25 protein-coding genes, 1 tRNA gene and 2 riboswitches are annotated in these 25,557 nt (G+C 59.3%); of the genes, 12 read left to right on the top strand and 14 right to left on the bottom strand.

Annotated elements, in window-relative coordinates; all coding sequences use genetic code 11:
- Positions 1–3: 3 nt before the first annotated feature.
- On the bottom strand, positions 4–513 hold the full coding sequence (locus C5L13_RS17265; RefSeq protein ID WP_105384518.1) for a prolyl-tRNA synthetase associated domain-containing protein: 510 nt from the start codon (positions 511–513) through the stop codon (positions 4–6).
- A gap of 234 nt (positions 514–747) precedes the next feature.
- Here C5L13_RS17265 and C5L13_RS17260 point away from each other — a divergent pair.
- Positions 748–822 (top strand) — tRNA-Gly (locus tag C5L13_RS17260).
- Positions 823–922: 100 nt separating this feature from the next.
- Here C5L13_RS17260 and C5L13_RS17255 read toward each other — a convergent pair.
- Together C5L13_RS17255 and metA are read right to left on the bottom strand one after the other, a co-directional pair.
- A complete protein-coding gene (locus tag C5L13_RS17255; RefSeq protein ID WP_407070440.1) occupies positions 923–1,951 on the bottom strand; it encodes an aldose epimerase family protein in 1,029 nt (342 codons plus the stop codon).
- 105 nt (positions 1,952–2,056) lie between these two features.
- Complete coding sequence (gene metA / locus C5L13_RS17250; protein WP_105384517.1) at positions 2,057–2,977, bottom strand: homoserine O-acetyltransferase MetA; 921 nt, start codon at positions 2,975–2,977, stop codon at positions 2,057–2,059.
- 57 nt (positions 2,978–3,034) lie between these two features.
- Positions 3,035–3,112, bottom strand: a riboswitch (SAM riboswitch).
- 167 nt (positions 3,113–3,279) lie between these two features.
- On the opposite strand from metA, the gene C5L13_RS17245 reads away from it, so the two are divergent.
- From C5L13_RS17245 to C5L13_RS17215, 7 genes are all read left to right on the top strand, one after another.
- Positions 3,280–3,930: a thiamine diphosphokinase gene (locus C5L13_RS17245; RefSeq protein ID WP_105384516.1), complete on the top strand. Its 651-nt coding sequence runs from the start codon at positions 3,280–3,282 to the stop codon at positions 3,928–3,930.
- Positions 3,931–3,933: 3 nt separating this feature from the next.
- Positions 3,934–5,754, top strand: coding sequence for an ABC-F family ATP-binding cassette domain-containing protein (locus tag C5L13_RS17240; protein WP_105384515.1), 1,821 nt, complete (start codon positions 3,934–3,936; stop codon positions 5,752–5,754).
- 147 nt (positions 5,755–5,901) lie between these two features.
- Entirely contained in the window at positions 5,902–6,351 is a 450-nt protein-coding gene (locus C5L13_RS17235; protein ID WP_105384514.1) for a response regulator, read from the top strand.
- A 42-nt stretch (positions 6,352–6,393) separates the two neighbouring features.
- A riboswitch (TPP riboswitch) is annotated at positions 6,394–6,499 on the top strand.
- A 57-nt stretch (positions 6,500–6,556) separates the two neighbouring features.
- Positions 6,557–7,546, top strand: coding sequence for a thiamine ABC transporter substrate binding subunit (thiB, locus tag C5L13_RS17230; RefSeq protein ID WP_245571325.1), 990 nt, complete (start codon positions 6,557–6,559; stop codon positions 7,544–7,546).
- A 7-nt stretch (positions 7,547–7,553) separates the two neighbouring features.
- Positions 7,554–9,176, top strand: coding sequence for a thiamine/thiamine pyrophosphate ABC transporter permease ThiP (gene thiP / locus C5L13_RS17225; protein ID WP_105384513.1), 1,623 nt, complete (start codon positions 7,554–7,556; stop codon positions 9,174–9,176).
- Entirely contained in the window at positions 9,169–9,876 is a 708-nt protein-coding gene (locus C5L13_RS17220; protein WP_105384512.1) for a thiamine ABC transporter ATP-binding protein, read from the top strand. The genes thiP and C5L13_RS17220 overlap by 8 nt, the downstream gene beginning before the upstream one ends.
- Before the next feature lie 346 nt (positions 9,877–10,222).
- Complete coding sequence (locus C5L13_RS17215) at positions 10,223–11,689, top strand: M48 family metalloprotease (RefSeq protein ID WP_245571316.1); 1,467 nt, start codon at positions 10,223–10,225, stop codon at positions 11,687–11,689.
- Between the two features lie 11 nt (positions 11,690–11,700).
- Here the strand turns inward: C5L13_RS17215 and C5L13_RS17210 are convergent, their stop codons facing one another.
- The 5 genes from C5L13_RS17210 to C5L13_RS17190 all read right to left on the bottom strand — a co-directional run bounded on the left by C5L13_RS17210 (position 11,701) and on the right by C5L13_RS17190 (position 17,895).
- Positions 11,701–12,564 (bottom strand): RNA polymerase factor sigma-32, encoded by an 864-nt coding sequence (locus C5L13_RS17210; protein ID WP_105384511.1) that lies wholly within the window; start codon positions 12,562–12,564, stop codon positions 11,701–11,703.
- A gap of 293 nt (positions 12,565–12,857) precedes the next feature.
- Entirely contained in the window at positions 12,858–13,430 is a 573-nt protein-coding gene (locus C5L13_RS17205) for a CarD family transcriptional regulator (protein ID WP_105384510.1), read from the bottom strand.
- Between the two features lie 388 nt (positions 13,431–13,818).
- Entirely contained in the window at positions 13,819–14,157 is a 339-nt protein-coding gene (gene fdxA, locus C5L13_RS17200) for a ferredoxin FdxA (RefSeq protein ID WP_105384509.1), read from the bottom strand.
- Positions 14,158–14,366: 209 nt separating this feature from the next.
- Positions 14,367–14,774, bottom strand: coding sequence for an RNA-binding S4 domain-containing protein (locus C5L13_RS17195; protein WP_105384508.1), 408 nt, complete (start codon positions 14,772–14,774; stop codon positions 14,367–14,369).
- A 4-nt stretch (positions 14,775–14,778) separates the two neighbouring features.
- Complete coding sequence (locus tag C5L13_RS17190) at positions 14,779–17,895, bottom strand: helicase-related protein (protein ID WP_105384507.1); 3,117 nt, start codon at positions 17,893–17,895, stop codon at positions 14,779–14,781.
- Between the two features lie 716 nt (positions 17,896–18,611).
- Between C5L13_RS17190 and C5L13_RS17185 the strand changes: the two genes are divergently transcribed.
- Positions 18,612–18,767: a DUF3309 family protein gene (locus tag C5L13_RS17185; protein ID WP_105374655.1), complete on the top strand. Its 156-nt coding sequence runs from the start codon at positions 18,612–18,614 to the stop codon at positions 18,765–18,767.
- 39 nt (positions 18,768–18,806) lie between these two features.
- Complete coding sequence (locus C5L13_RS17180) at positions 18,807–19,061, top strand: YMGG-like glycine zipper-containing protein (protein ID WP_105374654.1); 255 nt, start codon at positions 18,807–18,809, stop codon at positions 19,059–19,061.
- A gap of 246 nt (positions 19,062–19,307) precedes the next feature.
- On the opposite strand, the gene phbB is transcribed toward C5L13_RS17180, so the two are convergent.
- Both phbB and C5L13_RS17170 read right to left on the bottom strand, forming a co-directional pair.
- Positions 19,308–20,036, bottom strand: coding sequence for a beta-ketoacyl-ACP reductase (phbB, locus tag C5L13_RS17175; RefSeq protein WP_105384506.1), 729 nt, complete (start codon positions 20,034–20,036; stop codon positions 19,308–19,310).
- Positions 20,037–20,147: 111 nt separating this feature from the next.
- The gene (locus C5L13_RS17170) at positions 20,148–21,329 is read right to left on the bottom strand and encodes an acetyl-CoA C-acetyltransferase (RefSeq protein ID WP_105384505.1); all 1,182 of its coding nucleotides are present in this window, start codon (positions 21,327–21,329) and stop codon (positions 20,148–20,150) included.
- Positions 21,330–21,578: 249 nt separating this feature from the next.
- Here C5L13_RS17170 and phaR point away from each other — a divergent pair, with 249 nt between their 5' ends.
- Complete coding sequence (gene phaR / locus C5L13_RS17165; protein WP_105384504.1) at positions 21,579–22,154, top strand: polyhydroxyalkanoate synthesis repressor PhaR; 576 nt, start codon at positions 21,579–21,581, stop codon at positions 22,152–22,154.
- Here the strand turns inward: phaR and C5L13_RS17160 are convergent, their stop codons facing one another.
- The 4 genes from C5L13_RS17160 to mtgA form a co-directional block, all read right to left on the bottom strand.
- Complete coding sequence (locus C5L13_RS17160) at positions 22,155–22,562, bottom strand: hypothetical protein (protein WP_105384503.1); 408 nt, start codon at positions 22,560–22,562, stop codon at positions 22,155–22,157.
- A 147-nt stretch (positions 22,563–22,709) separates the two neighbouring features.
- Entirely contained in the window at positions 22,710–22,895 is a 186-nt protein-coding gene (rpmF, locus tag C5L13_RS17155) for a 50S ribosomal protein L32 (RefSeq protein WP_025603474.1), read from the bottom strand.
- Positions 22,896–23,043: 148 nt separating this feature from the next.
- Positions 23,044–23,691, bottom strand: a complete 648-nt coding sequence (locus C5L13_RS17150) for a glutathione S-transferase family protein (RefSeq protein ID WP_105384502.1) — start codon at positions 23,689–23,691, stop codon at positions 23,044–23,046.
- A gap of 71 nt (positions 23,692–23,762) precedes the next feature.
- A complete protein-coding gene (mtgA, locus tag C5L13_RS17145; protein ID WP_105384572.1) occupies positions 23,763–24,464 on the bottom strand; it encodes a monofunctional biosynthetic peptidoglycan transglycosylase in 702 nt (233 codons plus the stop codon).
- 176 nt (positions 24,465–24,640) lie between these two features.
- On the opposite strand from mtgA, the gene C5L13_RS17140 reads away from it, so the two are divergent.
- Entirely contained in the window at positions 24,641–25,555 is a 915-nt protein-coding gene (locus C5L13_RS17140) for a polyprenyl synthetase family protein (protein ID WP_105384571.1), read from the top strand.
- Positions 25,556–25,557 lie beyond the last annotated feature (2 nt).

Here is a 25,557-nt window from a genome sequence, read left to right as displayed (position 1 = left end):
ATGTCAGTCCGTCACTTTCAAGACAAGCGGCGTATGGCCGGTCGCTTCGAGAAAACGGACGAGGTCGTCGCGGCCAATCGACGTCGTGGCGTCGTTGGACAGCGGATGACCATTGATGACATCGTGCTTCATCAGTTCCTCATCAAGCACGAAGGTAACATTTCCCCCCGCATCGTTGAAGGCTCCGAATACGGTGACTGCTCCGGGGACGACGCCGAGGTATTCCATCAGCTTTTCCGGTCTCCCGAAGGAAACCCGGCTGGTAGCGCCGATGACCTTGTGAACTGTCTTCAGATCGACAGTCGCACGCTCCTCGACGGTCAGGACAAAATACTGGTCCTTCTTGTCCTTGACGAAGAGGTTCTTCGTGTGACCGCCCGGAATCGCGTCCCGCAGGCTCTCGGATTCGGCAACCGTGAAGACCGGCGGGTGGGTCTTGGTCGAATGGGAAATGTCGAGGCTATCCAGGAAACGGAAGAATTCCGCGGCGGTCTTCGGCGCTGTTTCGGTCATTTTGTCGAGAATTGGCTCTGTTGGTGGGCCGCGGACTATAACCCCAATGTCGCGCCCGGCCAAGCCGAGGCAGCGACCCCGATTACGACAGTTCGCCAGATCCGAAATTTTTCTTCACCCCAATCGTCATTTCCCTGTTGCATTTGAAAAAAGTCTGGGCCATATAGCGCCCGTCGCCGGCAACGAGCCGCGACCCACGGTCCAGCGAACTACCCCGGACCGACGGATTGATGAGCGGGTGTAGCTCAGGGGTAGAGCACAACCTTGCCAAGGTTGGGGTCGAGGGTTCGAATCCCTTCGCCCGCTCCAGTTTCTTCCTAAGAAATTGTAAGCATGACGCGGCCTTGGCCGTGGACAGTTTGCATGCGGCCGACCAGGTCAAGCCGCACGCCGTGACGCCTTTCCCGTTTTAATGCTTCGAAAAAACGTAATCGGTCTCCTGCCGCAGCACCTCGCCCGGACGCAGGACCGCATGGGGAAATCCGGCATGGTTGATCGCATCCGGCCAGACCTGGGTTTCGAGGCAGAAGCCTGCGAAGGGGCCGTACTGCCGCCCGTCTAGGCCGGTCGCCGGAAGCTTCTGAAGCTTGAAGGCCGCATAGAACTGCACACCCGGTTCGGTCGTACGCACTTCCATGGCAAGGCCGGAATAGACGCTGCGAACCAGTGCGACGGGCCGTTTGGCGGTGCGTTCCGGCGACAGGCAGAAATTGTGATCGAAAAGGATCTGATCGCCGCCATCGAAGCGCTTCATCGGACCCATTTCCCGCAGGTCGAAAGGCGTGCCGGCAACGGGCAGAACCTCGCCAGTGGGTACCTGCCTGTCATCGAGAGCGAGGACATGGTCGGCCGCGATCATGATGTCGTGGTCGAGCGCGTCGTCACGGCCATCAAGGTTGAAATAGGAATGCTGGCAGATGTTGGCGAGCGTCGGCTGGTCGGCCGTGGATTCGTAGATGACCGACAGCACGCCTTCGGCCTTGAGGTGATAGGTGGCGGTGATGGTGCAGTTTCCCGGATAGCCGGCACGGCCGTCCGGATCGGTTATACGCAGCACCACCTTGTCCGGCGTGCAGTCGACGATCGTCCAATTGCTGCGGCCGATGCCGTCCGTGCCGCCATGCAGGTGCGTGGCGCCTCGCTCGTTCAGTTCGAGCTGATATTGCTTGCCGTCCAAAGAGAAACGCCCGCCGCCTATGCGATTGGAACACCGGCCGGGGGTTGCACCGAAATAGGGAGAATGTGCGAGGTAGTCTTCGAACCGCTCGAAACCCAAGACCAGCGGCGGTTGATGTCCCTCGAACCTCAGATCCTGGATGACGGCACCCCAGGTGATGACATGCGCCGTCAGCCCACCGCCGGAAATTTTGACGCGATAGACCGTTTCGCCCTTCTCCGTCTGCCCGAAAACCTCGAAACCCTGCTTCACCTGATCCACCACGGCCTGCTCCTCCGAATTGTCGGCGTGCAAACTGCGCGATTTGTCTTGGCGCCGCAATGTCGTGGTGAACAAAAATTATACGCCGGGATCATCAGATCCAGCCTACTCGGTTCCGATCTTCTCCATGTCGTAGGGCGTCGTCTGGTAGATCTCGTTGATCCAGTTGCCGAACAGGAGATGTGCATGGCTCCGCCAGCGGTTCAACGGCGTCAGCGTGTCGTCGTTATGCGGAAAATAGTTATGCGGCAGCCTGATCGGGACGCCTGCGTTCACATCGCGGAAATATTCGTCCGCAAGCGAAGTGGAATCATATTCGACGTGATTGAACATGTAGAGCCGTTTGCCAGCCTTCTCATGCACGAGGCAGATGCCCATCTCCTCGGATTCCATCAGAATTTCGAGGTCCGGCACCTTTTCGATGTCTTCCCGCCGCACCTCCGTCCAGCGCGATACCGGAACCTGGAAATCGTCGGAAAACCCGTTGAGATAGACGGATGAGGGGCAGAGATTGCGATGGCGGTAGACCCCGAACGCTTTCTCCTTCAGCTCGTATTTCGGCACGCGATGGAAATGGTAGATCGCCGCCATCGCTCCCCAGCAGACATTCATGGTCGAATGGACGTTGGTCTCCGTCCAGTCGAGGATCTTCTCCATTTCGTCCCAGTAGGTGACCTCTTCAAAAGGTAGCGTCTCGATCGGCGCGCCGGTGATGACGAAGCCGTCGAACTTGCGGTGCTTTACCTCTTCCCAGGTCTCGTAGAAGGCAAGCAGATGGTCCTCGGAGGTATTCTTGGCCCTGTGATTGCCGACGCGCACCAGCGAAAATTCGACCTGCAGAGGTGTAGCACCGACAAGGCGCGCCATCTGGAGCTCGGTCTTGATCTTGTTCGGCATGAGGTTCAGAAGCCCGATCTGCAGCGGACGGATGTCCTGCCGCACCGCCGCGGTTTCACTCATCACCCGCACGCCCTCCTCGACGAGGGTACTGAACGCGGGCAGCGTATCGGGAATCTTGATCGGCATGGCTCAACCCAACAAAAACAAAGCCGGCGGCGAAAAAATCGCAACCGGCCCGTGGGAAGACATCTTCTCGCGGCCCTTTAGCGACTTTTTTAACGTGGCTGCAAGCCGGCCGGCCAAATCACCACGGAATTACGAGCTTTCAAATAATCCTTGCTAAGCCCCACGTCAATGGTAGCAAAATCTACCTCACTTCGCGGCAACGGACGGTCCGACCGCGAGATCCGGCGCAAGGCGCTCGAAATCGGCGCGATAGGCTTTTGGCCGCTTTCCCTTCGTGCCCGGTTTACGCTATGGGCAGTGGCATGACTCATTCAAACTTTGCCATCCTGCTCGGCGGAAACCTCACCGTCACCGACCGCTTGAAAACGGCGCTCGCAGACAGCCGTTTCATCGCGGCAGATAGCGGCATGCGGCACGCGGCGACGCTCGGCGTGGAGCCCGAATTGTGGGTCGGCGACTTCGACTCCACGGATGCCGAACTCGCAAAGCAGTGGCCGGGCATCAAACGGAAGCCTTATCCGCCGGCAAAAAACGAGACCGATGGCGAAATCGCGACAGCCGAAGCAATCGACCGTGGAGCCACGCGATTGATTTTTGTCGGCGCGCTCGGGGGCGAGCGGAGCGACCATGCACTCCAGCACCTCTTCCATGCGATGAGCCTGGCCGAACGCGGCTTCGATATCGTGCTGACCTCCGGCGAGGAGGAAGCCGTTCCGCTTTTGCCGAGCAAGATCGGCCTCGATCTCCCAAAAGGATCTTTGTTCTCCGTCATCGGTTTTTCCGCCCTGGACGGGCTCGATATCATCGGCGCCCGGTATCCGTTGGCGAATTTCACACTTCCGTTCGGCTCGTCCCGCACAGTTTCGAATGTTGCGGAAGGGCGCGTCGAATTCCATCTAAGAAGCGGCAGGGCAATGATCCTCAGCCGCCCCTATGACATGACAGGAGCCTGACTGTTGGCGCCCCCAATTTTGAAACTCGATGACATCTTCCTGAGCTTCGGCGGCGCGCCGCTGCTTGCCGGCGCCGGATTGCAGGTGGAGCCCGGCGATCGGATCTGCCTCGTTGGCCGGAATGGATCGGGTAAATCAACGCTGATGAAGATAGCTGCCGGAATGGTCGAGGCCCAGTCCGGCGAAGTCTTCCGTCACCCCGCCATAACCATCCGCTATCTCGAACAGGCACCTGACTTCGCGGATTTCAAGACGGTGCAAGCTTATGCAGAAGCCGGCCTCGGTCCCGGCGATGACCCTTACCGCGTCACCTATCTGCTTGAGCACCTCGGATTGACAGGCCAGGAGGATCCGAAAAACCTTTCGGGGGGAGAATCCCGGCGCGCGGCGCTTGCGCGCGTCATGGCGCCGGAACCGGATATCCTGCTGCTGGATGAGCCGACCAACCATCTCGACCTGCCGACGATCGAATGGCTTGAAGACGAATTACGCAAGACAAGAAGCGCCCTGGTCCTCATCTCCCACGACAGGCGGTTTCTGGAGAAGGTATCGACCGCTACCGTTTGGCTCGATCGCGGCACGTCACGGCGGCTCGACAGGGGATTCGCTCATTTCGAGGTCTGGCGCGACGAAGTGCTGGAGGCGGAAGAACTGGAACAGCACAAGCTCGGCAAAGCCATCGAACGCGAGGAGCACTGGCTGCGCTACGGCGTAACCGCGCGCCGCAAACGCAATATGCGCCGGCTCGGCGAGTTGCAGACCATGCGCTCGAACTATCGCGGCCATAAAGGCCCGCAAGGCACGGTGCAGGCACAAATCACCGAAGGCCGGGAGTCCGGCAAACTGGTGGTCGAGGCCGAGAACATCGCCAAGACCTACGATCGGCCTATCGTGACGCCGTTTTCAATCCGTGTGCATCGGGGTGACCGAATAGGCCTGGTCGGCCCGAACGGCGCCGGGAAAACCACGCTTCTGAAAATGCTGACCGGCCAACTCGCACCCGACAGCGGAACCATAAAGCTCGGCACCAATCTGGAGATTGCGACGGTCGACCAGAAACGCGAGGACCTGAATCCTGAAGAGACGCTGTCTCACTATCTGACAGATGGCCGCGGAGAGACGCTGCTCGTCAATGGAGAACAGCGTCACGTCGCCGGCTATATGAAGGATTTCCTGTTTCAGCCGGAGCAAATCAGGACACCGATCAAGAACCTTTCCGGTGGAGAGCGCGCCCGCCTGATGCTCGCCCGTATCATGGCGAAGCCGTCGAACCTGCTGATCCTCGACGAGCCGACCAATGATCTCGACATCGAGACGCTCGACCTGCTCCAAGAGATCGTGGCAAGCTATAACGGCACTGTCATCCTCGTCAGCCACGACCGCGATTTCCTGGACCGTACCGTGACCTCGACCATTGCGCCGGCGAGTCCCGACGCGCCGGACGGGCGATGGATCGAGTATGCCGGCGGTTACACCGACATGCTGGCGCAGCGCAAAGGCGCCCTGGAGGAACGGCGCAGGGCCGAAAAGGCTGAAAAGCCGAAGGCCGAGTTGAACGCTTCTGCCGCCGAAGCGCCAAAGGGCAAAGGCAAGCTTTCCTACAAGCAGAAATTTGCCCTCGAAAACTTGCCGAAGGAGATGGCGAAAACAGAAGCGGAAATCGCCGCGCGGGAGGAGACGATGGCCGATCCTACTCTTTTCACCCGGAATCCGGCCGCCTTCAACAAGCTCGCCGCCGAAATGGAGAAGCTTCGCAATGGCTTGGCCAAGATGGAAGAGGAGTGGCTGGAGCTCGAAATGTTGCGGGAGGAACTCGAAGGATAGCTAAGAATTTGTTATCCTTAACAAATAGTTAGGCAAAAAACACATGTATCGGCCCGGAACAATCTGCCTCGTTCGGCGTTCGACAGGCAGACAGCGCCGATACGCACCTCACGCGTCGGCATAGTGAGAACCGAATTGGGGACATTAATGCTGACAAATGTTGAGAGTGGTCGGCTGGCCCGCGAGGCGCCAAGTCAACGCGTACTGATTGTCGAAGACGAATTCCTGATCGCGCTCGACATTGCCGAGACGGTTGAACATATGGGGCTGGAGGTAGCCGGGTTCGCGCATGGCCGCCGGAATGCCCTTGAATTGGCGCCGGAAGCCGATATCGCAATCGTCGACGTCAATCTCGCCGACGGAAGGACCGGACCGGATATCGGTCGTATGCTTGCCGAACGTTACGGGGTCACCGTCATTTACATGACCGGGAATCCGGAAGACGTTGACGGCGTGAAGGGGCCTCTGGGCGTCCTGACGAAACCGGTGCTGCCCCATGTGGTCGAGCAGTCGATCGACTACGCTGTCGCAAATCGCCTTGGCCGTTCCGCAAAGATACCGCGTGAACTCAAGGTTTTCCGGCAAGGGCGGGCCTGAATCGGCCTCTTGCCAGCGGAACTTCCTGCCGTTAAATCTTTCTCCGCTCTAACGGGGTGCCACGCGATTTCGGGTGGCTGAGAGGCATCGCCAACCCGCGGAACCTGATCCGGCTAGCACCGGCGGAGGGATTAGACGGCTTGTTATCAGCGCCTATTCCCAAAATTTTGAAGAGGAGGCGCGGATGCGCAATACCATTGTGTCGATGTTTGCGGCCGCAGCGGCGCTTTCCCTTTCCACCGTCGCGCATGCCCAGCAGAAAACGCTGACCGTATACACTTACGAGAGCTTCATTTCCGAGTGGGGGCCTGGCCCGAAGGTCAAGGAAGCGTTCGAGAAGACCTGTGCCTGCAACGTGAATTTCGTCGGAGTGGCGGATGGCGTGGCGCTGCTCACTCGCCTCAAACTGGAGGGCCAGGATACCGACGCGGATCTCGCACTCGGCCTCGACACCAATCTGGTTTCCGAAGCGAAGGCTACCGGCCTTTTCGAGGCACACGGACTCCATCTTGCGGCGATCAAGGTGCCCGGCAGTTATAGCGATGATACGTTCGTCCCCTATGACTATGGTCATTTCGCCGTCGTCTACGACACCGCGGTGATGAAGAACCCGCCGAAAAGCCTGAAGGAACTTGTCGAAGGAGACCCTTCTCAGAAGATTGCGATCGAAGACCCGCGTACCTCGACGCCTGGTCTCGGTCTGCTCCTCTGGGTCAAGTCTGTTTATGGCGACAAGGCGCCGGAAGCCTGGGCAAAGCTCAAGAACCGCATTCTGACGGTAGCGCCCGGCTGGTCCGAGGCCTACGGCTTGTTCACCAAAGGCGAAGTGCCGATGGTGTTTTCCTACACCACCTCGCCGGCCTATCACATGGTCGAGGAAAAGACCGAGCGCTATCAAGCAGCATCCTTTTCCGAAGGTCACTACATCCAGATCGAGGTGGCTGGCATCCTGAAAGGTGCATCTGACAAGCAACTGGCGAGGGAATTCCTGAAATTCATGGTCTCGCCGGCCTTTCAGGATGTCATTCCCACCACCAACTGGATGATGCCCGCCGCTGAGACGTCCAGCCCGCTGCCGGATGCCTTCGACAAGCTGGTCCAGCCGCAGAAGACTTTCCTCATGGGATCGGATGAGGTCGCCAAGAACCGCCAGGCCTGGATAGACGAATGGCTGAATGCCATGAGCATGAACTAAGAAAATCATGTTGCTGACACGGGCCGAGCGAAGAAGAGGCATCGCCTGGGGTCTGACAAGCCTCGCCTGTATCGCCCTCTTTGTCGGCATCGCCGTTATTGCGCTGCTTTCCTGGGATGCCGCCGGCACCCAATCCCGGCTCTTCACCGCCTACACCTGGCGCATCCTGTGCTTCACGCTTTGGCAGGCGGTGCTGTCGACATTGCTCTCCGTAGGGCTCGCGCTTCCCGTGGCCCTCGCACTTGCCCGCCGGCCCGACTTTCCGGGCCGAATCTGGATTGTCCGGCTCATGGCGCTGCCCATGGGAGTACCGGTGTTGATCGGCGCGCTGGGGTTGATCGGCATATGGGGGCGACAGGGACTGATCAATGGCCTGCTGTTGACACTCGGTCTCGACCAACCGGTCAGTATTTACGGTCTTTCCGGAATTCTGCTTGCGCACGTCTTCTTCAACCTGCCGCTCGCCACGCGGCTATTGCTCGCGGGCCTGGAGCGCCAGCCGGCGGAATACTGGCTTCTATCCGCCAGCCTTGGCATGAAACCGCTCTCTGTTTTCCGGTTTGTCGAATGGCCCGCGGTCAGAAACATTATCCCGGCCATCAGCGCGCTCGTCTTCATGCTCTGTGCCACGAGCTTTACGCTGGTGCTGGTATTGGGCGGCGGACCGGCAGCGACGACGCTTGAGGTGGCGATCTACCAATCGTTGCGTTTCGATTTCGACCCGCCAAGGGCGGTCGCCCTGGCGCTGCTGCAAATCGGCATAACAGGTATCATTCTGTTCGCCATGGCATTGTTGCCGGCGCCGGATGATCACGGGGCAACCTCGGGTCGCGCAAGCCGCCGCTTCGACGGCCGCACCCTGTCCGCACGGTTGTGGGATTTATTTGCCGTCCTCGCTGCCACGGCATTCGTGATCATGCCGCTGGCTTCGATCCTTGCCGCCGGTCTGAAAGCCAACCTATGGAGCCTCGTCACGAGCACTGCCTTTCTCGCCGCCGCCTGGACGAGTTTCTCAATCGCCATAAGTGCCGGTCTGCTGACGGTCATGACCTCGCTCGCCGTGATTGCAGGGCGGGAGGCGGTGGCCGACATGAAAAAGCCCGGCATAACCGCTCGAAGCTTCGCGGCAATGCTTGCGGGCATGTCCTCGCTTGTTTTGCTGGTGCCGCCGATCGTACTCGGGACCGGTTGGTTCCTGGTGCTGCGGCCGCTAGGAGATGTCGCCCATTTTGCTGCGGTGCTGGTCGCGATCATCAACATGCTGATGGCGCTACCTTTTGTGATGCGCGTGCTGGAGCCGGCGGTAGAGACCCATCGCCGGCGGACGGCCAGGCTTTCCGCAAGCCTCGGCCTCTCAGGCCTGTCCCGGCTCTGGCACATCGACCTTCCTGTGCTTGCAAAACCCCTGCTGACGGCCCTTTCATTCGCCATGGCGCTGTCACTCGGCGATCTCGGGGCCGTGGCTCTGTTCGGCTCCAACGATCTGGTCACCCTGCCCTGGCTCGTTTATAGCCGGCTATCCAGCTACCGGACCAATGACGCCGACGGCCTGGCACTTATGCTGTGCCTCATCTGTCTGCTGCTGACCATCCTGGGAACGACCGGCCGGAAAGGGGCGGACAATGGCTGACGGCATCAGGCTGCAGAACGTCGAATTGAGGCTCGGTGGCAGGGATTTCCGCTTCGACTGCACGCTTCCCTCCGGCGCAGTGACGGCAGTTACCGGGCCTTCGGGTTCAGGCAAATCCACGTTTCTCAATATCGTCGCGGGGTTCGAAGCTCCCGACAGGGGCCGCGTCATCGTCGCCGGGAAGGACGTCGCGGAAAAGCACCCATCCGAACGGCCGGTCTCTCTGGTTTTTCAGGACCACAATCTTTTCACCCATCTGGACCTCTTCACCAATATCGGTCTCGGCATCAGCCCTTCACTGACCCTTTCGTCCGATCACCGGACGGCAATTGCGCAAGCGTTGGAACGGGTGGGGTTAGGCGGATACGAAAAGCGCATGCCAGGAACGCTTTCCGGAGGTGAAAGGCAGAGAGCCGCCTTCGCGCGCGCCCTGGTGCGCAACAAGCCGGTGCTGCTGATGGACGAACCATTTGCCGCACTCGATCCGGGATTACGCATTTCCATGGCAAGCCTGCTGCTCGACCTGCATCGGGAGACGGGCAATACCGTGCTGATCGTCACCCACGACCCAAAGGAGCTGAGTCGGCTGGCCGACCACGCCCTATTCATTGAACACGGACAAATCGCATTCAAGGCACCGACCGCGGAGTTCCTCGACCGCCGCGACATCCCGGCGCTCGTCGAATTCCTTTCAAATTGATGGCTCGCGGATCTCGTGGAGGAATGCCGCCGACTCCACATTACCGATCACGCGCGGAAACTGCGGCTGAAGCTCCGTTACATCTGCCGCCACAATTTGGACGTGGCGCAATGGCATCGCGAACTGACTGTGGGGATTTTCTTTGCAAACGCGCCGATAAGACATATCTCAATAATATCTGTGCATGCGGCGCGAAAATCGCTAAGCGAACATGGAGAACAAACTGGCTTTGGTTCGAGAGAGCCATCCTGACGCCGGATGGCAGACCTTGGAAATGACGGTGCGTGAAACGAGGACGATGAGGCGCGATACGGCTGGTTCAATGGTCTTGCCAGGAGCTCGCTTTATGCTGGGCTTTCGAACGGCTGGCGCCCTGCTGCTCAGCGGCATCCTGTTGGCCGGCTGCCAATCGATCTTCGAGCAGGCCTATACTCCGAATGTCTCTCCTTCCGACTCCCCGCAAATCGTCGATGAGGTCCAGAAGAACGATCCCCGGGCGCAAATGGGTGCGCGGGAACATCCACGCATCGTCGCGAGCTATGGCGGAGAATACCGCGATGCCAAGACCGAACGACTGGTCGCCCGGATCGCCGGCGCCCTGACGGCCGTTTCGGAAAATCCCAACCAATCCTTCCGCATCACCATCCTCAATTCGCCGGCGATCAACGCTTTCGCCTTGCCCGGCGGCTATCTCTATGTGACCCGCGGACTTCTCGCCCTTGCCAACGACGCTTCGGAAGTCGCAGCGGTCCTCTCGCACGAAATGGGGCATGTGACTGCCAACCACGGCATCGAGCGGCAACGGCGTGAAGAGGCGGAAGTGATTGCCAGCCGCGTCGTCGCCGAGGTGCTTTCGAGCGATCTTGCCGGGAAACAGGCCCTTGCCCGCGGCAAGCTCAGGCTTGCGGCTTTCTCCCGCCAACAGGAGCTGCAGGCCGACGTGATCGGTGTGCGAATGCTCGGCGAGGCAGGTTACGATCCCTATGCGGCAGCGCGCTTCCTGGATTCCATGGCGGCCTATGCCAGGTATTCATCCGTCGATCCTGACAGCGATCAGAGCCTGGACTTTCTATCGAGCCATCCCAACTCCATCCAGCGCGTCGATCTTGCACGCCGCCATGCGCGCAACTTTGGGCAGGAGGGCACCGTCGGCGACAAGGGCCGCGACTATTATCTGGCCGGCATCGACGGCCTGCTCTATGGTGACAGCCCTCAGGAAGGCTATGTTCGGGGCCAGACCTTCCTGCATGGTGGGCTTGGCATCCGCTTCGACGTGCCACCCGACTTCCGTATCGACAATAAGGTGGAAGCGGTGCTGGCGACCGGACCGGGTGAAACGGCAATCCGGTTCGACGGAGTGGCCGCAGGCGACAACAACAACCTGACCAATTACCTGACGAGCGGCTGGGTCGCGGGGCTGCAGCCCGAAACGGTGCGGGAAATCCAGGTCAATGGACTGCCCGCGGTAACCGCTCGAGCGTCCGCCGATCGCTGGGACTTCGACGTGACGGTCATCCGTGTCGGTGAACAGATATTCCGGTTTCTCACCGCCGTGCCGAAGGGCAGCGCTTCGCTGCAGACCACGGCCGATCTCCTGCGTACCACGTTCCGACGGATGACGCCGGAAGAGATCGCGACATTAAAACCGTTGCGGGTTCGGATCGTGACCGCCGCTCAAGGCGACACGGTGGCTTCCCTGGCCGCCAGGATGATGGGAACCGACCGGAAACTTGATCTTTTCAAGCTGATCAATGCACTATCGGCCGGCGCCACCTTGTCGCCCGGCCAGAAGCTGAAGATTATCTCGGAATAGCCCGCAGGGCGTCAGCAGACCGCAGCCATTTGCGGGTTGGCCGAGACGAGCGCCATCTTGAGTTTCTCGATTGCGCGGCTCTCGATCTGACGGACACGCTCCTTGGAAATGCCGAGTTCGGCACCCAGCGCTTCCAGCGTCGCGCCTTCATCTGTGAGCCGGCGCGCACGGATGATCTTCTTTTCGCGATCATTGAGCTTGGTGAGCGCACCCTGAAGCCATTTCAGGCGTCGTTCACCGTCTATCATTCCCGAGACCTGTTCATCAGGCAGCGGTTCGGCGCTTGCAAGCATATCCAGTCGTTCGCCGCTGTCGGCGTCGCCGGCGATGGACGGAGCCTGCAGCGAAGCGTCATTGCCGGAAAGACGGGCATCCATGGTCTGCACATCGGCGACACTGACGCCGAGGGCTACGGCAATCTCTTCGTGGATCGCGCGCGCGGTCAGATTGGAATCCCCACGGGCAAGTTTCGCGCGCAACCGGCGGAGATTGAAGAACAGGGCCTTTTGAGCCGAACTGGTGCCGCCGCGCACGATGGACCAATTGCGCAGGATATAATCCTGCATGGAGGCGCGGATCCACCAGCTTGCATAGGTGGAAAAACGTACATCACGTTCCGGTTCAAACCTTGCCGCAGCCTCGAGCAGCCCTACATAACCTTCTTGTACAAGGTCGCTCATCGGCAATCCAAAGCCGCGGAACTTGGAAGCCATTGCGATCACAAGCCGCATATGAGCAAGCGCAATACGGTTGCGGGCGTTCTGGTCTTGATCGTCCTTCCACCGCACCGCCAGATCTCGCTCTTCGTCTCGCGCAAGATAGGGAGCCGACATCGCTATCTTGATCATAGTGCGGTCTGCGGACATGGCTGTCATCGTGTTCTCCGTGAACGGTCTGATCCGACAAAAAAGCGAAGCCAAAAACTTCAGCACCGTGCATTCGAACGGGCGATGAAGATTAGAGCTGCGCTTTTCTCCCCTCGTTGAGTTCGCGGGGATTCATCCGGCCACAAAGCCTGAAATCCGCCCGCACTGCTTCCCACGGACGCGAATGATGCCATCAACGCAATTCGCCATCCCGGCGGGACAACGCTGCAGCACGGAAAAAGTTCCAATAAAAAAACCCGGCTGGGAGGCCGGGTTTTAAAAATATATGGCGCAGTAAAAGGTTACGCCGCCTCTTCCTGAGCCTCGTCTTCCTCGATGGTCTTGCCGCGCTTGGGACCCTTGGCAAGATTGATCTCGACAACGCGAACGGCTTCCGTTTCGGACATTCTGTTAACGGCAGCGATTTCACGAGCCATACGGTCGAGCGCAGCTTCATAGAGCTGACGCTCGGAATAGGATTGCTCGGGCTGGTTCTCGGCACGATAGAGATCGCGCACCACTTCCGCGATAGAGATCAGATCACCGGAGTTGATCTTGGCATCATATTCCTGAGCGCGGCGCGACCACATGGTGCGCTTCACGCGTGCCTTGCCCTGGACAACCTTGAGGGCACGCTCGACGAAATCCGTTTCGGACAATTTGCGCATGCCGATGCTTACGGCCTTAGCGACCGGCACCTTGAGGCGCATCTTATCTTTCTCGAAATCGATTACGAAAAGTTCGAGCTTCATGCCCGCCACTTCCTGCTCTTCGATGGCCGTGATCGTTCCCACGCCATGAGCGGGGTAGACAATCGATTCACCGGTCTTGAAGCCTTGGCGCGCGGGAGAATTCTTCTTCTGCTGAGTCGTCATTCGTTTCACAAACTCCCTATTACTCACCCGTGTTTCGGGTCGGGGAAACCGGGTCTGTCAGGCCCGGATGAGACGGGGGAAACCGTCGGGTCACTCCATACTGGTCCGACAAACGCGCGCGAAAACAGACCATCTCGCGAACTGCGACCGCCAACATTCAAGCGTTGCAATGTCACTTGTACCGCGTTTTGGATGATCTGTTGCTTTCGTGATGTTTTTTGGGCACGCGAGTGCCACCTTGTGGAACAGTTCTTATTACCTACCACAAAAAAGTGCGGAAATCAATAATTTGCTTTTGCATGTGCACACAAGGCCACGCTCGCTGCGTGCACAACAAAAAGGCAAAGCGATTCGAAACCGCTGCCGCGCCATGTGACGGACGCGTGGATCAGTCGCCCTTGCCCGGCTCGGGCGAGAAGAACTGCTCGTATTTGTCCGACACGCCGTCCATCTCCTTGGCTTCCGGCAAGGGATCGCGCTTGACGGTGATATTGGGCCAGATCTGCGCAAATTCCGCATTCACCTTGAGCCATTTGTCGAGGCCCGGTTCGGTGTCCGGCTTGATTGCCTCGGCGGGACATTCCGGTTCGCAGACGCCGCAATCGATGCATTCGTCCGGATGAATGACGAGGAAGTTTTCACCCTCATAAAAACAATCGACCGGGCAAACCTCGACACAGTCGGTGTATTTGCAACGGATACAATTGTCGGTCACGACATACGTCATGCGGCACCCCAGCAACATCTCGGATCAGCAGCACGTCGGCAACAGGAGGAGCGCCGGCATGCCGAAAAGCCGGGACAGGCGAAACCCTAACTGCAAAGAGGACAGGAGGCAGGCAATCCGGCTTTTCGACTGTCAGGTAAAGCCTTTGGCTTTGCTTAGCAAGGATAAAGCGTTCCGAAAACCACGGCTCGGCAGGCGATTTTTCCAATCTAGTCGCTGTCTGCGTCCGGAAACAGTCGGTCGGTTTCCCGGCGCTCCTTCTTGGTGGGCCGCCCGCTTCCCTGCGCACGCTGCGCCTGCTCGAAGAGCGTCAGCCTTGCCCTCTCTTCCGGAGGAGGGCTGAGGTCCTCGTAGAGAAGCCGCGCCTCCTCGAAAGGTCCGCGCCTTTCGCCGCCCGACCTCACCACAAGCACGACATCGCGACGTTCGAGCGTGAGATCGATACGATCCCCCGGCTTCACCTGGGAACTGGGTTGCGAAACGATCTCTCCGTTTACACGGACATGGTTCGACCGGATGAGATCCTGTGCGATGGAGCGTGATTTGGCCATGCGAGTAAAAAAGAGCCACTTGTCGATGCGCTGGCGCGAACCGCCTTGTGGCTCCTTTTCCGTCATGGCGTTACTTCTTCATTTGCTCCTTGAGAGCAGCGAGTTTTGCAAAGGGCGAATCCGGGTCGATCGGCTTTTCCTTGCGCGGAGGCTTGGCCTCGAAGCGAGCCGGCTGCGACCCTTTGCCGCGATCGTTGCGATCTTGGCGCGGACCACCCTCCGGGCGCTCCCCACGGTTCGGCCGATCGCCACGGTTATTGTCCGGTCGGCGATTGTTGTTGTCGCGGTTCGGCCGGCCGCCGTCGCGACGTTCATGATCGCGGTCGCCACTTGGGCGTCCTTCCCGGCGCTCTCCATCCCGACGATCGTCACGGCGCCCCTGGGCGCCTTGAGCAGCCTCGCCGCCGGGCTGGCGTTGGCCGCCGCCGTGACCGCGACGGTCGCCATGCGGCTGGCGCCCGGTCCTCTGGTTGTTGTCCCGACCGCCGCCGGGACGCCACAGAAGTACGGGCTTCGGCTCCTCGGGTTCGACAGCTTTTGCCGCATCCGCCGCATCTGCCGAGGGCGTTTCCTCTGTCGCTTCCGGTGCAGCTTCGGATTGAACCGGTTCAGCAGGCGTATCGGCCGCAACCTCTGCCGTTTCGGAAGCGTCGGCGTCGTCGGCCTCCGCAGTTTCCTGCGCAACTTCGGCAGATGCCGGCGCTACACTATCGGCAGACGCACCGCCTTGAGCTGCCAGGAAAGCCTGTGCCTCTTCCGCCTTTACGGAGTCCGCGCGGTAGCCCAATCCCTTGAGGATTTCTTCCATGTCGTCCGGCGTGGCACCGAGAATCGAAAGCATCGCGGTCGTGGTGGTGAACCGACGGCCGTCATAAGCGCCTTCCGGGCGCGGTGTGCTGCCCGGCTTCCACTGAAGGAGCGGACGGATGAGATCCGCCAGGCGCTCGAGAATATCGATACGAACCGCGCGCTTTCCGAGGAAGCGGAAGCCCGCCAGTTTGTAGAACATGCGTTCGAAGGTCGGATCCGCGACAACCGACGTGCGGCCGGCGGCAAGTGCGGGGATGAGATCGCCGTAACCAGGCTTGTCCAGGCCGTCGCTCTTCAAGGCCCACAGAAGCGTGATCAGTTCTGCGGGAGCAGGCTTCAAGAGTGTCGGCATGAAGACGTGATAGGCGCCGAACCGGATGCCGTACCGCCGCATCGAAGCGCGCGCGTCCTGGTCCAGCGATTTCACTTCCTCGGCGACATCACGCCGGAAGAGCACGCCCAGATTTTCAACCAGCTGGAAAGCCAGCCCCTTCGCAAGACCCTGCAGGTCCTCGGCCCGCGAAAGGTCATCGAGCGGCTTCAGGATCGTAGCGATATGATGATTGACGAAGCGTTCGATGCGGGCAACGACATGATCGCGGGCGTTGCCGGTAAGCTGCTCGTCCGCCAGCAGGATAACCCGCGGACGCATGATATGATCGCTCGCGGTAAGCCGGGCAACAGGCTCGCCGAGCCAGCGCACGAAGCCGTCGGATCCCACGGCGAGATCGCCGTTGCCGGAGGCATAGAGCCTCGCGGCGCGTGCCTCGAATTCGAGAGCCAATGCCTTCTGGGCGGCCGCCTGCACCGCCTTGGCATCCGGCCCCTCGGCCCCTGCGACGGGTGTGAAGCGGAATCCCGCCAACTGCCCGACATGATGTCCTTCCACAAAGACATCACCATTCACACTGATTTCAGCTTCCAGCATAGCATTCTCTCTCAGGCGCTTCATGAGCACAGATGTCCTGCGATCAACGAAGCGTTTCGTCAACCTTTCATGTAGTGCGTCCGACAACCTATCCTCGATTTCCCGCGTCTTTTCTTGCCAGTGTGTCGGATCGGCAAGCCAACCGGGGCGGTTCGAGACATAGGTCCAGGTCCGAATTTGTGCGATGCGTGCCGATAGCGTATCGATTTCGCCATCGGTCCGGTCGGCACGGCGGACCTGCTCCGCCATGAAGTCTTCGTTCACAGTTCCGAAGCGCACAAGATCGGAAAAAAGAGTCGAAATAAGGTCCGCGTGCTGCGCCGGCGCAATCCGTCGATAATCCGGAAGTGCGCAGGCTTCCCACAGTTTCTCGACCCGCTCCGGCGTCGTCGCCGCATCCCGAATCTCCGGATATCTCGAAAGATGATCAAAGGCTTGGCTGTCGGTCGCGGGCAATGCACGGGTAAGACCGGCGACCGTTGGCGACGCGTCGAGGCTCTCCCGCAAAGCCTTGAGCGAGGAAAAATCTAGGTTCTTCGAACGCCACTGCAGCACTTTCACCTGATCGAATTGGTGCCCTTCGATTCGCTCGACCAATTCGTCGTCGAAGGGGGCAACCTGACCGGTGACGCCAAAGGTTCCGTCTCTGACATGTCGCCCTGCGCGGCCGGCGATCTGACCAAGCTCTCCAGGGTTGAGATTTCGGAACTGGTACCCGTCGAATTTCCGGTCCTGAGCAAATGCGACATGATCGACGTCCAGGTTGAGACCCATGCCGATCGCATCCGTCGCGACCAGATATTCGACATCGCCCGACTGGTAGAGGCCGACCTGCGCATTCCGGGTGCGTGGACTGAGAGCACCGAGGACGACGGCCGCTCCGCCGCGCTGGCGTCGGATGAGTTCGGCGATGGCATAGACCTCGTCGGCCGAAAACGCCACAATGGCAGAACGCTGCGGCAGACGGGTAATCTTCTTCTGGCCCGCGTAAAAGAGCTGGGAGAGGCGCGGGCGCTCGACGATTGTCACGCCCGGCAAAAGCCTTTCGAGAATCGGCCGCATCGTCGCGGCACCGAGCAGGAGGGTCTCGTCGCGCCCACGAAGGTGCAGGATCCGATCCGTAAAGATATGTCCGCGCTCGAGATCGCCGGCCAATTGCACTTCGTCAATTGCGACGAACGACGCCTTCGTCTCGCGCGGCATTGCCTCGACGGTGCAAACGGAAAAGCGGGCGTTCGGCGGAGTTATCTTCTCTTCGCCGGTCACCAGCGCCACCTGGGAGACGCCGACTTTTTCCACGAGCCGCGTATAAACCTCGCGCGCCAGAAGCCGCAGCGGAAGACCGATCACGCCCGTACCATGCGCAACCATTCGCTCGATGGCGTAATGCGTCTTGCCGGTATTGGTAGGTCCGAGTACGGCGGTGACGCCGCGCCCGCTGGTCATCATGGGCTGAAAATTCAAAGCCTAGGTCCGCGCACATATATGGACCGGTCACTACAGAGGGAAAACGCCGGCCCCGCCACACATGGAGATCCGTTCAGATAAAGGCAAGCCTCCATATCCGGTTTTGCAGGTTCAGCAGGAGATTTTCAGCGCGATATCACCTGCTTTCTGCCGGGAATTCACCGCTCAAGGAACAGACGCGAACGAATCAGAGACGAATCGAAGACTCAATAGGATTCAGTCTTTGTTCACGGCTATATATTGATGTGAGTCCGCATGCCCCTACGACATCCTGAATCTGCCCTCGATTCTTACCGCTTTTGGTGAGCATCTGGGCAAAACCCTCCAAACCCACAGAGAGACGTCAGAGTCAACATATTGATATGGTTAATTTTTGATGAACCGTAGAGCGTTCGCTCTCCGCACCGGATTGATCGAATTAACCTTCGGGTCAAAGCCGGAACGAATCGCTGACGAATCAGAGACCTTTCCTTTTTCCCGTTTCGTTCTCACAACATATAGTAGGTGCCATGATGCGTCGGGGTCTAAAAATCTGAGTTCAACCAACCGCCACAACAAGTTTCCGGGCCGCGCGTTAACCCTGCCTAACACCCGTTAACCACACGTGAGAGGCCGCGGTTCCCGCTCTTGGAACAAAAAACGCGAAGCCACGTTTCCTCGCCACATCCGAACCGGATTGCCTAGCGGAGTAAAATGCCATGCTCGGAACCATATTGCTCATCATCCTCATCTTACTGCTCATTGGCGCTTTGCCGAATTGGGGTTATAGCCGAGGTTGGGGCTATGGTCCGTCCGGCGGATTGGGCCTCGTAGTACTGATCATCATCATCCTGCTGCTGATGGGCAGGATCTAAAAACGGCGTAGCCGTGCGTTAAAAGGGAAGGGAAATCACATGAAGAAGATTCTGGTTGTAGGCTGCATGATCGGCACGCTCGCCTCTTGCACATCCACCGAACGGGGCACGGCAATCGGTGCCGGTACCGGTGCTGTCATCGGCGGTGCTGTCACCAATAGCTGGGGCGGCGCAGCAGTCGGCGCTGTCGCGGGCGGCCTCGTCGGCGCAGCAATCGGCGAGTCCGAAAAGCGCCGTGGTTATTGCGTCTACCGCGACCGTTACGGCCGCACCTACGAGGCCCGTTGCCGCTAAGCCGCACGAGCGGGAAATATCGATGACCGGCGGAGGGCAACCGACGCCGGTTTTTCTTTGCCTGGAAGATGCCGGGCTTAACCTTTGGAGCAAAGCCGGAACGAATCGCTGACGAATCGGCGACATCGGTTGCTTCCTGGTTTGTTCACCGCAATATGTAGTGTGATAACAATATGTTAACCATAAAGGCAGGCGATATCGCCTGCCTTTATGCGACCTAAGTGCCGCCAAAGGTTAACGCCGGAATTATCCGGCCATGAACTGGCCACCGTTCGCCGAAAGCGTCGAACCGGTGATGAAACCTGCTTCGTCGGAAGCGAGGAAAACAACGCAGCGGGCTATCTCCTCCGGTTCGCCAAGGCGACCGACCGGAATCTGCGGAATGATCCGTTCGTTGAGAACCTTTTCCGGAACGGCGCGCACCATCTCCGTGCCGATATATCCGGGGCAGATCGCATTGACGGTGATGTTCTTCGCCGCTCCCTCCTGCGCAAGCGCCCTGGTGAAACCGAGATCCCCTGCCTTGGCCGCAGAATAATTCACCTGCCCCATCTGGCCCTTCTGGCCGTTGATGGAAGAAATATTGATGATCCGGCCAAACCCTCGGTCGCGCATCCCGCTCCAGATCGGATGCGTCATGTTGAAAAGACCTGTGAGATTGGTGCCGATTACCTCGTTCCACTGTTCCGGGGTCATCTTGTGGAACATGCCGTCCCGCGTGATGCCGGCATTGTTCACAAGGATGTCGACCGGCCCGAGTTCGGCTTCGACCCTGGCGATGCCTTCGACGCAAGCCTGGTAGCTTGACACGTCCCATTTAAAGACGGGTATCCCCGTTTCGTCATAGAAAGCTTTTGCCTTCTCTTCATTCCCGGCAAAGCTGGCCGCCACCTGATAACCCGCCGCCTTCAGGGCAATAGAGATCGCCGCCCCGATACCCCGCGTTCCTCCCGAAACCAATGCAACCCTGCTCATGCAACTTCCCTTCCCTTTGTTATGCGGTCCTTTGCGTAACCGGATGCTTACGGATTTTCGTAAGACAAACCCCGCCTCTCAGCGTCCGTCCAGCGGGGTTGTGGGCTAAGATCACATTGCTTCGAGGCACATGGCGACACCCATGCCGCCGCCGATGCAAAGCGTTGCCAGACCTTTCTTGGCGCCGCGACGCTTCATTTCGAAGAGAAGCGTGTTGAGAACGCGGGCGCCGGACGCACCGATCGGATGACCGATGGCAATGGCGCCTCCGTTGACGTTGACGATCGAGGTATCCCAGCCGAGGTCCTTGTTGACTGCGCAAGCCTGCGCCGCGAAAGCTTCGTTCGCCTCGACAAGATCGAGATCATTGACAGACCAGCCGGCTCTCTCCAGCGCCTTGCGGGAAGCGGGAATCGGGCCGGTGCCCATGATCTGCGGATCGACCCCGGCGGTAGCCCAGGAAGCGATACGAACCATGGGCGTAATGCCTCGGCGTATGGCTTCTTCTTCCGTCATCAGCACGGCCGCCGCCGCACCGTCGTTGAGGCCGGACGCGTTGCCGGCAGTGACCGTTCCTTCCTTGTCGAAGGCCGGGCGGAGCTTTGTCATGGCATCCAGTGTCGTACCGGCACGGATATATTCGTCGTTATCGACGGTCACGTCGCCTTTTCTCGTCTGAATGACGTAGGGAATGATCTCGTCCCTGAAACGGCCAGCGGTTTGGGCAGCTTCCGCCTTGTTTTGCGAGGAGACCGCAAACTGGTCCTGTTCTTCGCGGGAGAGCTGCCACTGGCGGGCGATATTCTCCGCGGTAATCCCCATGTGATAGCCGAAGAATGCGTCCGTCAGCCCGTCCTTGATCATCGTATCGACCATCTTGAAGTCGCCCATCTTCACGCCGCCGCGCAGGTGGGCGCAGTGCGGCGCCATGGACATCGACTCCTGCCCGCCTGCGACGATGATCTTGGCGTCGCCCAGGGCAATCTGTTGCATTCCGAGTGCCACGGCACGCAGGCCCGAACCGCAAAGTTGGTTCACCCCCCAAGCAGTCGCCTCCTTCGGAACACCTGCTTTCATCGCAGCCTGGCGGGCTGGATTCTGGCCCTCGCCCGCCGGCAGCACCTGCCCCAGGATGACCTCGTCCACGTCGGACGCATCGACACCGGCGCGGGCGAGCGCGCCTTTGATCGCCGCCGCGCCGAGTTCGTGGGCCTGGACGTTGGCGAAGGCACCGTTGAATGAGCCGACGGCAGTGCGGGCAGCCGATGCGATCACGATGGATGGATTAGCCATGGGAGGTCTCCTCTTATTCGATATTGCTCACGAGACTGGCAAAGCTTGGCCGCAGAGTCAAACGCCGGGCAGAGCAGCAAGCCGTTTTGCAAAATGGTCTTGGGATTTCGCGGATTTGCTGCGCAACAAAAAGCAATCGCCGCGCCGCACAAATCGATTGTCAGTCTGCTTCATTTAGGCTTACATTCCTCTTGGGAGCGCAATGCCATCGACAAAAACAAACCATATTGACGGGAGCAGGAGGCAATTATGGCGAAGACCGAGGGCGAAATTATAATCAAGAAATATGCCAACCGACGCCTCTACAATACAGGCACCAGCACCTACGTGACGCTGGAGGACCTGGCGAAAATGGTCAAGAAGGGCGAGGAATTCCTGGTTCAGGACGCCAAGACAGGCGAGGACATCACTCACTCCGTTCTAACGCAGATCATCTTCGAGCAGGAATCGAAGACTGGAAATACCCTGCTGCCGATCTCGTTTCTCCGGCAGTTGATTTCCTATTACGGCGACCAGATGCAGATGGTCGTGCCGACTTTCCTCGAACATTCGATGAAGGCTTTCACAGAGCAGCAAACGCAGATGCGGGAGCAGATGACCAAGGCCTTCGGCGACACTCCGCTCAGCAAGAATCTGCAGGCGCCGATTCAGTTGATGGAAGAGCAGGTGCGTCGAAACACTGAGATGTTCCGTCAGGCGGTGCAGATGTTCTCCCCTTTCACGGGTCAGCCGCCAGCCACAGCTGCAAAGAAGACGGATTCGAAAGATATAGACGATCTGAAGGAACAGCTCCGCAACCTTCAGAGCCGGCTCGACAATCTCTGATCAGAGCCCGATCGACACATCCCGCCCGGCCGAACGGATCGCGACGGCAAAGCCGCCGATGACGTCAATGAATGCGATGATCATCAGGATGAAGAATATCTGCGTTGCAGCATCCTTGACCAATAGGAATTCCGTCAGATATCCGACGAAGGTTAGCATCGAAAGCATATGATTGAAAAGCGAGCCGCGACCGTTGCGGCTTGCCTTCAGGATTTCCACGAAAAGAAAAAGTAGCGCAACGACGATCAGAACATCGCCCAGCGTCATCGTCCACTCCGCACCGGAGAGCATCCGCAGCGAGATCACGACGTTTTCGAGTGAGGCCACTCCGCCCCCGCCCATCGTTCCCAACATCGCAAGATTGTAGAGAACGAACGGAATGATCATCAACGGCAGGGCAGCGAGCATGGCAGACTCCAGGCTAAATGATTGGTCGGCCGGACTGTGATGGCTGCCCGCGCTTTCCGCAAGGCATCGCTGAAACAAAACAAGACATCGCTGAAACAAAAAAGGCCGGCAAAGCCGGCCCCTCATGCAACATGCCTGATAAAACGCTTATGCGTTTTCCTTCGGCGTCAGAACCTGGCGACCACGGTACATACCGGTCTTCAGGTCGATGTGGTGCGGGCGGCGAAGTTCGCCGGAGTTCTTGTCTTCGACGTAGGTCGAAGCCTTGAGCGCGTCGGCGGAGCGGCGCATACCGCGCTTGGACGGGCTCGTTTTTCTCTTCGGTACAGCCATTTTCGTTACTCCACTTTCGTGCAAAACATGATCCCCGGCCGGAACTGAGGCCGATTGGGCATGTCTCGATCTCGGAAATTTGGGCGGCTTATACATGCCCTGCGGGGGTTTGACCAGTCCCCGGCGGGATTTTTTGCAAATAGGCGGCTCATGCCTCGTCTTCTGGCACGATCCACGTCTCGGCGAGCGCAGCCTCCTGCCATTTGAGCCAAGCAGGGTGGGATTTCATCGCACCTATATAGGCAAGCGTATCCGCATCCGTCACAAGATCATAGACGTCGAGACGGTTGACGACGGGTGCAAACATAGCGTCCGCTGCGGAGAACTCGCCGAACAGAAACGGCCCGCCGGACTTCGCCCGCAATTCTCCCCAGATCGCGGAAATCCGTGCAACGTCGTCCATCACGCCTTCGGCCAGGTCGATTTTACGCTTTGGCCGCCGGATATTCATCGGGCAGGCGTTACGCAGTGCCGTGAATCCGGCAAGCATCTCAACGGAAATCGACCGCGCTACCGCCCGGTCGGCCGCAGCTTTTGGCCAGACGCGCTTTTCGGGGAAAAGCTCAGCCACATATTCAATGATCGCCAGCGATTCCCAGACGCGCAGGTCCCCATGATGCAGCACGGGCACCTTGCCGGTCGGCGAGATCGGCTTGAACTTGGGGTTCCCTGCCGGAAAATCGAACGGGATCACCACGTCCTCGAAGGAAATCCCCGCGGCCGTCATCGCAATCCAGGGACGGAAAGACCAGGACGAATAATTCTTGTTACCGATATAAAGGGTGAGTTTTTCCACGACGGCGCCTCCAGTGGCTTTACCTGCCTATAAGCGGCCTGCCGGGCGACGACTAATGAAAATGCGCGAACTCAATCATAAATGCATTTGATATAGTCGGCGGAGCTGCGCGCACGGCGCTCGACGACCGCGGCCAAGCGCTGCATTCCCCGACCGGGCTTGCCCGCAACCCGGGTTATGGGATTGGGGAGCGCCACAGCCAGAAGCGCCGCCTGCCGTGCGCTGAGCTTTGCGGCCGGCACTTTGAAATGATGTTGAGCGGCGGCCTCCGCCCCATAAATGCCGGGCCCCCATTCGGCAATGTTGAGATAAATCTCCATCATCCGACGCTTCGACCATACGAAGTCGGCGCCGATTGCGAGAGGCAGTTCGAGGCCTTTGCGAATGAAGGAGCGGCCATTCCAGAGGAACAGGTTCTTGACCGTCTGCATGGGGATCGTGCTGGCTCCGCGTGTCGCTTCGCCGTCCAGGGCATCCTCGACCACGCCGCGCATCTGGGCCCAGTCAACGCCGCCGTGAAAGCAGAATTGCCCGTCCTCCGACATCATTACCGAACGCACCAGATTGGGCGAGATCTCATCGAGGCTGACCCAGCGCCGATCATAGCCGCGGAAGAGCGCCAGTTCGGAGAGCATCAAGGTCGAAACGGGACGAGTGAACGGAACCGCGTAGACCAAGATCAGCAGGTAAGGCAGCACCAGAAGGACGACTGCAATCGAGAGAAGCCGACGCGCCAGCCTATTGGACAACAGACGCTCCCGCCGCGTCCTCATGACGGGCTCCTCTTCGTCCGCGTGCTGTTCGGGTGTAATGTCCAATATCCCGCTTATCCCATGCTTAGCGATTTCATAACTGCTGAATGCTTCCAAGGCGAGTCCGACGCGGAAACTTCCCATGTACTGGTAAATCGCCGTTGCCTGCCAACGGTCGGCATGCCAAACAGCGCTCCATGACGGACACCAAATCTGCATTTGACCGGCACTTGCGGCAAAGCGCTTCCGAGACGGAAGCCTTGCTTTCTTCGATGCTTTCCGATGCCACCCTCCCGGACGAGATCTCCCGCCCGGCACACCTGATGGCAGCTATGCGGCACGGCACCCTGAACGGTGGAAAACGGCTTCGTCCGTTTCTCCTGCGCGAAAGCGCAGCACTCCTTGGAGGGTCATCCGAGGTCGCCCTCCGCGTCGGCGTGGCGCTCGAATGCCTGCATTGCTATTCTCTGATTCACGACGATCTTCCAGCCATGGACGACGACGACCTGCGGCGGGGTCAGCCGACGGTGCACAAGGCTTTCGACGAAGCGACGGCGATCCTCGCCGGCGACAGCCTTCTGACTTATGCGTTCGACATCATCGCCGCCCCGGAAACCGTGCTTGCGGACAGGCTCAAGACGGAGCTTGTGCTGGCGCTGGCGCGCGCAGCAGGTCCTGGCGGCATGGCAGGCGGCCAGGCGCTCGATCTCGCGGCAGAAAAATCCCCGCCGGATGAAGCCGGCATCGTAACCTTGCAGGCAATGAAGACCGGCGCCCTGCTGCGGTTTGCCTGTGAAGCCGGCGCCATCGTCGCCGGTTCGCCAACGGCCGATCGGGAAAGGCTTCGTCTTTTCGGCCAGAAGATCGGTCTTGCCTATCAACTGGCAGACGACTTGCTCGACCTCACCTCCGATGCCGCTACCCTTGGGAAAGCGGCCGGCAAGGATGCCGCGCGCGGCAAGGGAACGCTGGTCGGTCTCCATGGCATGGACTGGGCAGAAAAAAGGCTCGATGCTCTCACCGGAGAGGCCGTCGGCCTTCTTGCGCCGTACGGTGAAAAGGCGCTTATTCTGCAGGAAGCGGCGCGCTTCATCGCTAGCCGAGACAATTGACG

This window comes from Neorhizobium alkalisoli (assembly GCF_002968635.1).
GTDB lineage: Bacteria > Pseudomonadota > Alphaproteobacteria > Rhizobiales > Rhizobiaceae > Neorhizobium > Neorhizobium alkalisoli.
The sequence above is the reverse complement of the archived record's forward strand: the minus strand, read 5'-3'. Positions and strand labels throughout refer to the sequence as shown.

What these genes read in the sequence shown, in the direction of transcription:
- C5L13_RS17205 (WP_105384510.1), bottom strand. Translation starts at nt 13,430, where the DNA reads ATGACGACTCAGCAGAAGAAGAATTCTCCCGCGCGCCAAGGCTTCAAG.
- C5L13_RS17195 (WP_105384508.1), bottom strand. Translation starts at nt 14,774, where the DNA reads ATGACGGAAAAGGAGCCACAAGGCGGTTCGCGCCAGCGCATCGACAAG.
- fdxA (WP_105384509.1), bottom strand. Translation starts at nt 14,157, where the DNA reads ATGACGTATGTCGTGACCGACAATTGTATCCGTTGCAAATACACCGAC.
- C5L13_RS17220 (WP_105384512.1), top strand. Translation starts at nt 9,169, where the DNA reads ATGGCTGACGGCATCAGGCTGCAGAACGTCGAATTGAGGCTCGGTGGC.
- C5L13_RS17185 (WP_105374655.1), top strand. Translation starts at nt 18,612, where the DNA reads ATGCTCGGAACCATATTGCTCATCATCCTCATCTTACTGCTCATTGGC.
- C5L13_RS17180 (WP_105374654.1), top strand. Translation starts at nt 18,807, where the DNA reads ATGAAGAAGATTCTGGTTGTAGGCTGCATGATCGGCACGCTCGCCTCT.
- phaR (WP_105384504.1), top strand. Translation starts at nt 21,579, where the DNA reads ATGGCGAAGACCGAGGGCGAAATTATAATCAAGAAATATGCCAACCGA.
- C5L13_RS17210 (WP_105384511.1), bottom strand. Translation starts at nt 12,564, where the DNA reads ATGACAGCCATGTCCGCAGACCGCACTATGATCAAGATAGCGATGTCG.
- thiP (WP_105384513.1), top strand. Translation starts at nt 7,554, where the DNA reads ATGTTGCTGACACGGGCCGAGCGAAGAAGAGGCATCGCCTGGGGTCTG.
- C5L13_RS17190 (WP_105384507.1), bottom strand. Translation starts at nt 17,895, where the DNA reads ATGATGACCAGCGGGCGCGGCGTCACCGCCGTACTCGGACCTACCAAT.
- C5L13_RS17245 (WP_105384516.1), top strand. Translation starts at nt 3,280, where the DNA reads ATGACTCATTCAAACTTTGCCATCCTGCTCGGCGGAAACCTCACCGTC.
- C5L13_RS17265 (WP_105384518.1), bottom strand. Translation starts at nt 513, where the DNA reads ATGACCGAAACAGCGCCGAAGACCGCCGCGGAATTCTTCCGTTTCCTG.
- C5L13_RS17235 (WP_105384514.1), top strand. Translation starts at nt 5,902, where the DNA reads ATGCTGACAAATGTTGAGAGTGGTCGGCTGGCCCGCGAGGCGCCAAGT.
- mtgA (WP_105384572.1), bottom strand. Translation starts at nt 24,464, where the DNA reads ATGAGGACGCGGCGGGAGCGTCTGTTGTCCAATAGGCTGGCGCGTCGG.
- C5L13_RS17160 (WP_105384503.1), bottom strand. Translation starts at nt 22,562, where the DNA reads ATGCTCGCTGCCCTGCCGTTGATGATCATTCCGTTCGTTCTCTACAAT.
- C5L13_RS17140 (WP_105384571.1), top strand. Translation starts at nt 24,641, where the DNA reads ATGACGGACACCAAATCTGCATTTGACCGGCACTTGCGGCAAAGCGCT.
- rpmF (WP_025603474.1), bottom strand. Translation starts at nt 22,895, where the DNA reads ATGGCTGTACCGAAGAGAAAAACGAGCCCGTCCAAGCGCGGTATGCGC.
- metA (WP_105384517.1), bottom strand. Translation starts at nt 2,977, where the DNA reads ATGCCGATCAAGATTCCCGATACGCTGCCCGCGTTCAGTACCCTCGTC.
- C5L13_RS17170 (WP_105384505.1), bottom strand. Translation starts at nt 21,329, where the DNA reads ATGGCTAATCCATCCATCGTGATCGCATCGGCTGCCCGCACTGCCGTC.
- phbB (WP_105384506.1), bottom strand. Translation starts at nt 20,036, where the DNA reads ATGAGCAGGGTTGCATTGGTTTCGGGAGGAACGCGGGGTATCGGGGCG.
- C5L13_RS17215 (WP_245571316.1), top strand. Translation starts at nt 10,223, where the DNA reads ATGCTGGGCTTTCGAACGGCTGGCGCCCTGCTGCTCAGCGGCATCCTG.
- thiB (WP_245571325.1), top strand. Translation starts at nt 6,557, where the DNA reads ATGTTTGCGGCCGCAGCGGCGCTTTCCCTTTCCACCGTCGCGCATGCC.